We start from the raw sequence: 10,046 nt of genomic DNA, 5'->3' as shown, positions 1-10,046 counted from the left end.
GCTCAATGTCAGTTTATTACAAGCTTGTAGACATACTGAAAAACGATTTGGATCTAGAACCTGAACAATCAACAACTTCCCTGTTCAAGGAAATACTTGAATTAAGATCCGATGAAGGTATATCTACTGAACCATCTTCAAAATTCATTGGAAGAAAAAGCGAGCTGGCATTGTTGAAATCAAACCTCAACAAGTTTAGGAACGGCAAGGGAAAATCAATTTTAGTCACTGGAGAGGCCGGAATAGGAAGAACAGATCTTCTTGATAAACATCTGGAAAGCATATCAACAGACGATCTCATAGTTCTCAACGGCAAATGCTATGCGGCAGACAGGGATTTTTTCCTTCAGTCATGGGACAGCATATTCAAGCAGCTTGCAAGCGTATTGAAAAAAGAAAAAATAAGCATACCGAAACTGTGGAGTGATATTACATCATACTTTTTCCCATCCTTCAATGAAGGCTTCAGCCCCCTGGATATTGACTCAATAGAGAAAATCGAATCCGTAAAACACCAGGTATCTTTTGATGCAATAATTGGTATTCTGAATCTTGTAGCTTCAAAAAAACCTGTCATCTTGATATTTGACGACATACACTGGATGGACTCCTACAGCTTCAACCTGTTATCCAATATAGTATTCAAATCAAGCAATATAATCTTCATAGCAACCTGCCGTGAATCCTATATGAATGAAATCGAAAAAAACATCGTTAGACTCCTGGAAACTGAATGCATAGAAACAATTACACTTAATAGACTCAGTCTCACTGAGACAGAAGAGTTTATCAACAAGCGAAACAACAATCTAAATCTAACAAGCGATGATATAAATGAAATCTACAAGAAAAGCGAAGGAAATACCCTTTTCATAATTGAGTATCTCAATATACTAAAGGATAACAAGAACACCCTTCTGGATTCCTCAAAGGTTGAAAATATTCTCAAGAGCAGATTGTTGAATCTTTCAAACCTTGAAAAGAAAATTCTCAAAATTTCATCTGTATTTTCAGATAGAATAAAGCTTAACTTCCTTCTAAAATATGTTGACGCCGATGAATTTGATTTTTTCGACGCTTTAGAATCACTTCAAAACAAGCTCCTTTTAAAGGAGGTTTACAACGAGAACGATGTTTATTATGCATTCTACCATTCCCTTATGAAAGATTATATCTACAACAACCTAAACAAGGGTATTGCTAAAAGTCTTCATGAAAAACTAGCTGATTATTATGAGTCCAACCTGAAAAACAATACAAAGGACAAATATTATTATTCAAGGATAATTTACCACTATGAAAATACAGAGAATAATGAAAAGCTTTTTGAATACAATATCAAGAACCTGTCATTATACTCAGATATGAATTTCGAGCTTTTCCCTTCAATCCACAAAGCGGTTGATTATGAAAATGTAAATATGGAGGAAGCATTTGAAAAGTTGGACCAACTTCTTGACAAGTGCAACGACAACGAACTGGGAATTCACAAGCTGAAAATGGATTATTATTATATAAAGGGAATTTATTATATACGCACAGGCGAGTACAACCAGGGTCTGGCATATATAGAAAGCTATATAAAATATGCAGAAGATTTAAACAGCTACAACCACATGCTTCAGGGCTATCATCAAATGATTTACTACAGCATACAAGTAAATGAGCTGGACAATATGAATTTCTATATAAACAAGATAGAAAAAATAATTGAGCATAAGTCTGACATCAAGGAATCAGGAACTCTCTTCAGATGGAAAGGTCTCTACAATATAAGACGAAGCAAATACGAACAGGCTGAAAAGCATTTAAACAGGTCCATAGAGATTTTCGAAAACCTCTCTCTTTTGGAGAATAAGTATTCCCTGAACATTGCAGCCTGCTACAACTATCTTGGAAATATCTACAAATACAAAAACAACTTCAAAAATGCATTGACCAACTATAAGAAAGCAATAGACATATGTGAGAAAAACAATATAGTAAAAGGTCTGGATATGTTTTATACAGGACTAGGACAGTCATACTATGAGCTTGGTAAGTTCAAGCTTTCAAAAGAATATATACTCAAAGCTCTTGACTATTACAAGAAATTCAACAATCTCTGGGGACGTTCAATAGCCGAAGGATATGCCGCATTATTGTACAAAAGAGAAAACAATATAATCTCCTTCAATGAGCATTTGAAACAGGGAGAATACTATTCTCAAAAAATCAGAAATCCCTATTCCCTTAGACTAATAGAAAGAATTAAAGCTGAAAATAAATAAGAACGCCGTCTCCAAAGACAAACAAAACACTTATTGTTAAATCACAAAAAATAAATTTAGCACTGCAGAAATCATTTCTGCAGTGCTATTTCTTGTTAAGATGCTTCAATACATATTCAACATCCTCTATACGGTCTATGTCTATGGATTTTATCTTTTCATACTCAAGATAAATTCTTTCGTTGCTTTCATCCTTAAATATGCTTCTACCACCTTCATCGCCCCTCAACTTCATTAGTTTATCTCTGTAGACTGAAGGGAAAATCACAGGAGTCCTTCTCTTTCCTTCATAGGTTGCAGCAATGATTTTTCTGTTGTTCTCAAATTCTTCTATCATTCTGTCAATATCGCTACTGTCAAATAGTATTTGATCCCCCATTAGAATCATATATCCATCAGAATTAATATCTGCATTTTCAACACCTAGTCTTAAACTTGCAGACATTCCTTCCTCAGCATTATCATTTTTTATAAGCTTGATATTGTAATCCTTAAGGTATTCATGTATATCCATCTTTCTGTAAACAACTATGACTTCCAGAAGTTTCGATTCAAGGCAATAGTTTACAACATGTTCAACCAACGGCTTGTCAAATATCTTATAGGATAATTTGTCAGATTTGAATCTTTTCGAAAACCCTGATGCTAGTATTATTCCTGTCAACATGTCTTTTCATCTCCTAATATAACTTTCTCAACAAAAGCAAGTTCCTTTTCAACCTTGTTTCTTATATATTCTGCACATTTTCTGTTTTTTTCATTAACCCGATTAAGGAGAATAACATTTCTTTTCCCCTTCACCTTAAAATATCCTTTTTCATGGACAAATAGCTTGAATAAAGTTTCACATTTTATCTCTTCATTATCCTTTATACCTGTAATATTCTTAAACTCTTCCACCCTGTGGATGTTGTATGAATTCACCTTGGTAGACAATGAATTCATTCCAAGTACGGAAATTAAAATTTCAGTCTCTTCAGGAACAATTGGTTCAAAGTTACTATAACCCTTTACAGGCATCTCCTTTGATCCATCACCCTCCACAAGTATGAAATCAATATTTTCATTTTCAAATATTCCAGAGATTGTTTCCTTATTAAATCCTACAATTTTATTTTCTTTACTTACTTCCTTGCCTCCATAAATAACATCAGACTTAAGAAACTTGATATTTCTAAGTATTTCATCATTCAATACTATTACTTCATTTCCCTTTTTAGGAAGAAATATTTTTGTGCTAGTGGCTATAAGAACCGTTTTATCATTTCCTACCAGTTCTTCGGCCAGATTTTCAATTAAAGTTGTCTTGCCGCCGGATCCTGTTACAGTAATGATTTGTCTTTTAGTTAGATCTATATTAAACGCGCTACTATATTCCAAATAATCCCTCCTCATCAAAAAAGACAACCCTAGGTTCAAGGCTGCCTTCAATTATTCAATTCAAATTAAATTAAATCTATGTTATTTTACTGATTTCAAAAGTCTGCCTGATTTTATTATATCATAAGCTTTCTTAATATCAACACTTAGACATCTATCTTGTTCAAGGAATGGTATTTCTGATCTAATCAAGTCGTATGCTGATTTCGTCTTTTCACCCATTTTTTCAACCTTTCTAAGGTCTATTGCCTGAACGGCATGCATGAGTTCAATACCGATTATATATCTCAAGTTATCAACCATCTTCAACAGCTTGTCAACTACAAATGGTGAATTGTTTGCATGGTCTTCTATATATCCTGCAACTGAAAAATAGTCCATAGATGATGGATTTGCCAGCATCCTATTCTCAGTGTCTATTGAGGTGAAGCATTTCTGGATTGTACCATATGCTATTACATCTCCTTCTGAAGGTGTCAGAAATCTAGTGAGTTTTGTAAATGAAGGATCAGAAAGCTTTATTGTTCTGTGACATGCAGTCTTTGACATATGGCTTAATGCGATATTGAGCATTTCGATTCCAACTACCCATGTTGTAGGTTCAAAGTTTGTACTTACAGACAATCTTCCCTCATCAACAAGAATACATGGATTATCATCTGTAGAGTTAAGCTGGATTTCAAGATTTTCTTTAACATAATTGAGAGAATCAAGTACTGATCCGTTTATTGCAAAGGCGCCTCTGAATGCAAGCGAATCCTGTAATGCCCTTTCCTTGTGTGGTTCCTGAAGATACGAACCATCAAGAAACTCCCTGCACTGTGCAGCACAAGTTATCTGACCTTTCATCTGTCTTGCTGCATTAACTTTCTCGTCGAGGGATTCAATATTTCCGTTAAGTCCTTCCATTCCAAGACAGTATGCAAGGTTTGAAACTTCAATAAGCTCTTCAACTTCCTTAACAGCCAAAGCTGCCAGACCTGCTCCATGTGCATTGGATGAAACTATTCCAAGACCATCCTTAGGACCAAGTTCTGCAGGCTTAAGTCCTGCCATCTCTATAGCTTCAACAGCAGCCATTCTCTCACCCTTGTAAAACACTTCTCCTTGTCCTATCATAGCAAGACCAATATGTGAAAGAGTAGCTATGTCTGCTTCTCCAACAGAACCTCTTCTAGGCAACACCGGTACAATATCGTTGTTTAGAAAATCTCTGTACAGATGAAGTAACTCCGGGGCCATTCCTGTGGATCCGCACAATGCAGTATTAAGTCTAATAACCATCATTGCCCTAACCTCTTCTATTTTGGCTTCAGGTCCTACTGCAACACAATGCGCCTTAATAAGGTTTTCATTATATTTTTGAAAGAATTCAGAAAATACATATTTGTCCTTGTTCCAGCCAACTCCCCTGTTTAGTCCATATACAGGATATCCTTCATCTGCAAGCTTGAATATCAACGCCCTTGACTTTTTTATTATATCTTCAGCATCTTCTGTTATTTCTACAGTTTTGTTGTTGTATGCCACTTCCTTTACCTGGTCAAAGGTCAACTCTCTTCCATTCAACATTATTGTATCCATTTTGTTCCTCCAAATATTAGTATTATAGTAAACGTTCGCATTATATTGATGATCCTACATGTAAATAAGTCATGTCATCAATTTAAATATGTTCAATGTTTTAGTATATATCAATTATAACTAACGTTCGTCTTATATAGCGTCGATTATTAAACTATTAATATGTTTTTTGAATATTTTAATAATCATATTACATTTATCGCATAACACCAACGCTTCAAGGGGTTATGCATATTTTAACTTTCTTAAGCTATTAAAAATGGCTGCAGTCATTGAAGACTACAGCCATTGAAGTTACATATATTGTTTACGCACTTGCCTCTTCTTCATCTATATCAGAGATAAGATCAGCTTCGATTATTGCTGTTTCAGGGAAGTAAGCAACATCGTATAACTCTCTTTGTGTAAACATCTTAACCATTGAAATTGCAAGAGCTACATAAACAAATAACACTGGAAGTGCTGCAGTCATTGGAAGAAGCTTTGTTGACTGAACTACACTTACTGCACCTTCTGTAGATGATGTAGTTGCTATGATACTTAAAAATGCCACTGAAGACATTACAAGACCCCAGAATATCTTGATATTATTTGGAGGCTCAACTGAAGCTCCTTTTTTAATATCTATTGAAAGCGATGCAACTGTAGAAGTCATTGAATCACAAAGTGTAACTACTGAAAGGAACAATGTAATCATGAATCCTATACTTGTAACCATTGGCAACGGGAAGTTTTGAAGGAATGAGAACACCGAAGCCTCAAGACCCTGTGTCTGAATAACATTCCAGATCTGACCGCCTGTATCAAGTTCAATCTTGACAGCATTTGATCCGAAGACTCCAAACCAAAGTATTGCAAATGATGCAGGAACCATAAGGTTCATTATAATGAATTCCCTTATTGATCTACCTTTAGCTATTTTTCCAAGGAAAAGTCCAACCATTGGTCCATAAACGATCATCCATACCCAGTAGATTACTGTCCACCACATAGGCCACATGTTTCCTTCTACGGCACTTAGATAAGTCATTCTTGGGAAGAACTGGTCAATTGATCTTCCTAATGCTTCTACTGTGAAGAACATTGAAAATCTAGTTTGTCCAACAACAAAGATGAATAAAAGAAGTCCTATGAATATCTTTGCATTCATGTCAGACAATCTACGGATTCCTCTTTGAAGACCTGTGTAACTTGAGACAATAAACGTAGTTACAATTACAAGAAGTACAATACCTCTAACAAGGTTTGTAGGTTCAAGTCCAAATACAGCGAAGAAACCTGCTCCAAACTGAAGTGACGCAACTGCAAGTATTGCTGATACAGATACTGCTATTGCAAAAAGACAAACATTGTCAACTATGTTACCAATTGTACCAAAGCTCTTCCTTCCAAATAATGGATAAAGAGTAGAAGAGATTCTGTATGGTAGCTTCATGTTGTAGATGGCAAATCCAACTGCAACACCGAAGATACAATAGTGTGCATATGATGGGATTCCCCAGTGTATCATTGATACAGATAATGCATCAAGTGCTGCTTCTGGACTTCCTGCTGCAAATCCAGTTCCTGGAACACCACTGTTCAAGTGGAAAATAGGCTCTGCTATTCCCCAGAATACGATACCTGTTCCGATACCGCCACAAAGTGCGATTGCAAACCAGTTCCATCTGCTAAGGATAGGTTTTGCATCCTTACCACCAAGGATGATATCTCCATGCTTTGAAAAAGCAAGCCAGGCAAGAATTGCAATATTTACCATTGCCATGACTGCATATAGCCACCCAAACCAGTTATACTGGAAATTTGATATTGCTGTTTCAATGTTGAAAAAAGTAGTAGGACTAATTATACCCATTAATATTACTAGTGCAAATAATGACACCATTGGTATAAATATTACTTTTCTGATAATGCCGGTTGATTCTTTTTTTGTAACATTCGACATACGTTTTCCTCCTGTTAATTAATTTATATAATAACACAACTAGATTATATAAAAAAAAGGTCAAAAAAACGTCAAAAATATCGGATATATTTTTGGCGTTAAATTTTTAACAGTTTTTTTGTTTTCAAATCTAAGAATTTATGAAAGTGATTTTGTATTGTGTTGATATCAGTTATTCTCAGAAAACACAACTTTCGACGTTATTTCATAAATTGTTTTTTCACTAAGAGACAATACCCTTAAGTGTTTTCTTTATTCTATCGTTTTTTTCTCTACTATATTTAAATAAAAACCACTTGCAGTTCCCTTTTTATATACTGAATCAAAATACACTTCCCCTTCATGGGCTTCAATGATGGCCTTGTTGATATAGAGTCCAAGTCCGTATCCTTTTTTAGAATCATTGGATTTATAGAACATGTTGAATATCTTCTCCTTTTCCTCTCCCTTTATTCCTTCTCCCCGGTCCTTGAAACATGTGAAAATACGTCCATCCAATTTTTTGATTTCAAGTTCTATTGCAGAGTTCTCCTCGGAAAATTTAACTGCATTGGACAGGATGTTGTTAACAACTCTTTGAATCTTGATTCGGTCTACATACATAATGTCATTTTCATTAAAATCAGAAAAGCTGATGCTTTTTATGAACTTTCTTTTCTGGTTTATTGCATAAGTCTCGGAATTGTAAATTACAGTATTTATAAAATCTTCACAGGTCACTTTTTTAAGGTTTGTCTTAAGATTGTTGGCTTCATATGCGTTGTCAAGTACATCAGCTACTATTTTTTCTATTTGTTCCGAACGGTAATTTATCCGCTCAATATATTCTTTTTCTTTTTCTTCATCAAGTATACCCATTTCAAGGGCCTTTGAATATCCCTTAATCAAAGTAATGGGAGTCTTGATGTCGTGTGAAAGCATTGACATGAACCTGTATGTTCCTGTGTAGGTATCTTTAAGGTGATTGCTCAGATTTTCAGAATTCATAGTTATAATATTGCTTTCATATTTTATTGAATTGAATATCTCCTTAAGATTTATCCTCATCTTGTTTATCTCATTGCTTAGATTACCAATTTCATCCTTGGCATCAATATTTATTTCATTGTCGAAATTTCCGCCTGCAATATCAGAAACTCCCTTGACCATCTTAAGTATTGGTCTGGACATTGAACTACTGAGATAATAGCCGATGAAAAATATCAACACAAATGTTGCAATCAGTATATATATAATATTGTTGGTCATGGCATAGGCTGGTTCCATAAAGTCCGAAAGAGGTGCGATTAGGAAAAGATTCCAGTCGAAGCCTTCAATGTTTGAATATGCAGCTAGGTATGTTATACCATTTATTTTAAGTTCGAAAGTTTCAGATTTATCCGGCATTATATTTTTCGACTCCAGCTGTTTTGATATTGAATTAAAAATCTCCATGTTCTCATCATTGTCAGGTCCTGATATCATTTGATTCGCATCATCAAGAAGCACTGCAAAACCTCTGTTGCCATATTTGATACCGTCGATTTTATCGACAATATAATCTACATAAATATTTGCAGCCAATACTCCTCTCCTGGTTCCAAAATTGAATTCGGAAGCAATAGCCGTAACATTTTCGTTCTTATTTTCATCCACATATACTGCTGTTGTAACAAGATTATCCTGATTAAATGCCTTAATATACCAAGGTCTCTCCCTAACAATATAATCATCTCCAGGTATCCACCCATATGCATCAAAGAGTTCATTGTCCTCGTACCCTATGAATATGCTTATAAAATCACTATTTGCGTCGGAATAACTTATCAGAAGCTTTCTCATTTCATTTTCATCAACAAGGTTTGTCAACTGGTTTTCAAGATTTGTCAAAGCATTGGCCTTTTCAGTAAGCCAGGTATTTATTATTTCCGAATTATAATAAGCGGATTTTTCACCAAAATCAATCGCCTGTTCCTTTGAAGCAGAAATCAACGATGTAATACCTATTAAAGCCATTGGAATAGTGGCTATTAACCCTGCAACCATCAGCACAATTAGAAGCTTCATCCTCAACTTAATATTTTTCATCATCTTACATTACCCTGAAATACATATCCCGCTCCCCAAATAGTTTTAATATATTCCGGGTTTTCAGGATCGTCTTCAATCTTCCTTCTAAGTCTTTTGACTGTAGTGTTCACAAGATTTTCATCATAAAATGTGTCACCCCATACGTGATTGAGAATCTGTTCCCTTTTGAGAACTATAAGAGCATTTTCAATGAGATAAATAAGCAATTCAAACTCTTTGGTACTTATTTTCACATCAACATTATTTTTGAATACTGTGAACCTTTTTCTATATACTGCAATATCGTCAAAAGTAATAATTTCATCTGATATGCTTCCTCTATTGTCGGATTCTGCCCGTCTAATATTTGCCTTTATTCTTGCCACCAGCTCTATAGGATTGAAGGGCTTTGTAATATAGTCATCTGCCCCTACTCCCAGACCAAGAAGCATATCGCTTTGTGAATTATTACAAGTTAGAAAAATGACAGGAATAAAGCTTGTTTTTCTAATTTCCTTGCAGACATCTATTCCGCTTAATCCTTCCATGTTAACATCAAGTACTACAAGATCAATTGATTCATCAAATAACTCAAGAGCCCTTTCACCTGAATCAACCTTTACCACTTCAATATTTTCAAGATTTAAAAAATCCTCAATCATTCCAGCTATTTCAATTTCATCATCAACTACCATTATCTTAGGCATGCAGCCACCTCTTTTCCACCGATGTTTTAAAATATAATTTTACAACAATTATAACATTAATCGGGGATACAAGAAAGCAGCTATGCTGCGTTAAATGCGCAAGCATTTATT

7 protein-coding genes are annotated in these 10,046 nt (G+C 34.8%); 1 reads left to right on the top strand and 6 read right to left on the bottom strand.

All coding sequences use genetic code 11. The features are described from left to right. A partial coding sequence (locus AC3AX0_RS02665) for an AAA family ATPase (RefSeq protein WP_487548758.1) occupies window positions 1-2,270 on the top strand: 2,270 nt, incomplete at its 5' end. An 85-nt stretch (window positions 2,271-2,355) separates the two neighbouring features. On the opposite strand, the gene AC3AX0_RS02660 is transcribed toward AC3AX0_RS02665, so the two are convergent. The 6 genes from AC3AX0_RS02660 to AC3AX0_RS02635 all read right to left on the bottom strand — a co-directional run bounded on the left by AC3AX0_RS02660 (window position 2,356) and on the right by AC3AX0_RS02635 (window position 9,935). Further along, window positions 2,356-2,937: a nucleotidyltransferase family protein gene (locus AC3AX0_RS02660; RefSeq protein WP_487548757.1), complete on the bottom strand. Its 582-nt coding sequence runs from the start codon at window positions 2,935-2,937 to the stop codon at window positions 2,356-2,358. After that, the gene (yqeC, locus tag AC3AX0_RS02655; protein ID WP_487548756.1) at window positions 2,931-3,650 is read right to left on the bottom strand and encodes a selenium cofactor biosynthesis protein YqeC; all 720 of its coding nucleotides are present in this window, start codon (window positions 3,648-3,650) and stop codon (window positions 2,931-2,933) included. The genes AC3AX0_RS02660 and yqeC overlap by 7 nt, the downstream gene beginning before the upstream one ends. An 81-nt stretch (window positions 3,651-3,731) precedes the next feature. Continuing rightward, window positions 3,732-5,234: an HAL/PAL/TAL family ammonia-lyase gene (locus AC3AX0_RS02650; RefSeq protein WP_487548755.1), complete on the bottom strand. Its 1,503-nt coding sequence runs from the start codon at window positions 5,232-5,234 to the stop codon at window positions 3,732-3,734. A 307-nt stretch (window positions 5,235-5,541) separates the two neighbouring features. Then, window positions 5,542-7,179, bottom strand: coding sequence for a BCCT family transporter (locus AC3AX0_RS02645; protein WP_487548754.1), 1,638 nt, complete (start codon window positions 7,177-7,179; stop codon window positions 5,542-5,544). A 252-nt stretch (window positions 7,180-7,431) separates the two neighbouring features. After that, window positions 7,432-9,249: a HAMP domain-containing sensor histidine kinase gene (locus AC3AX0_RS02640; RefSeq protein ID WP_487548753.1), complete on the bottom strand. Its 1,818-nt coding sequence runs from the start codon at window positions 9,247-9,249 to the stop codon at window positions 7,432-7,434. Then, window positions 9,246-9,935: a response regulator transcription factor gene (locus AC3AX0_RS02635; protein ID WP_487548752.1), complete on the bottom strand. Its 690-nt coding sequence runs from the start codon at window positions 9,933-9,935 to the stop codon at window positions 9,246-9,248. Before AC3AX0_RS02635 ends, AC3AX0_RS02640 begins: the two co-directional genes overlap by 4 nt. Between the last annotated feature and the right edge of the window lie 111 nt (window positions 9,936-10,046).

The sequence above is a fragment of the Dethiosulfatibacter sp. genome (assembly GCF_983023055.1).
The sequence above is the reverse complement of the archived record's forward strand: the minus strand, read 5'-3'. Positions and strand labels throughout refer to the sequence as shown.

Excerpts from the sequence above, each read along its gene's own strand:
- AC3AX0_RS02660 (WP_487548757.1), bottom strand. The coding sequence starts at position 2,937 with ATGTTGACAGGAATAATACTAGCATCAGGGTTTTCGAAAAGATTCAAA.
- AC3AX0_RS02635 (WP_487548752.1), bottom strand. The coding sequence starts at position 9,935 with ATGCCTAAGATAATGGTAGTTGATGATGAAATTGAAATAGCTGGAATG.
- AC3AX0_RS02640 (WP_487548753.1), bottom strand. The coding sequence starts at position 9,249 with ATGATGAAAAATATTAAGTTGAGGATGAAGCTTCTAATTGTGCTGATG.
- AC3AX0_RS02645 (WP_487548754.1), bottom strand. The coding sequence starts at position 7,179 with ATGTCGAATGTTACAAAAAAAGAATCAACCGGCATTATCAGAAAAGTA.
- AC3AX0_RS02650 (WP_487548755.1), bottom strand. The coding sequence starts at position 5,234 with ATGGATACAATAATGTTGAATGGAAGAGAGTTGACCTTTGACCAGGTA.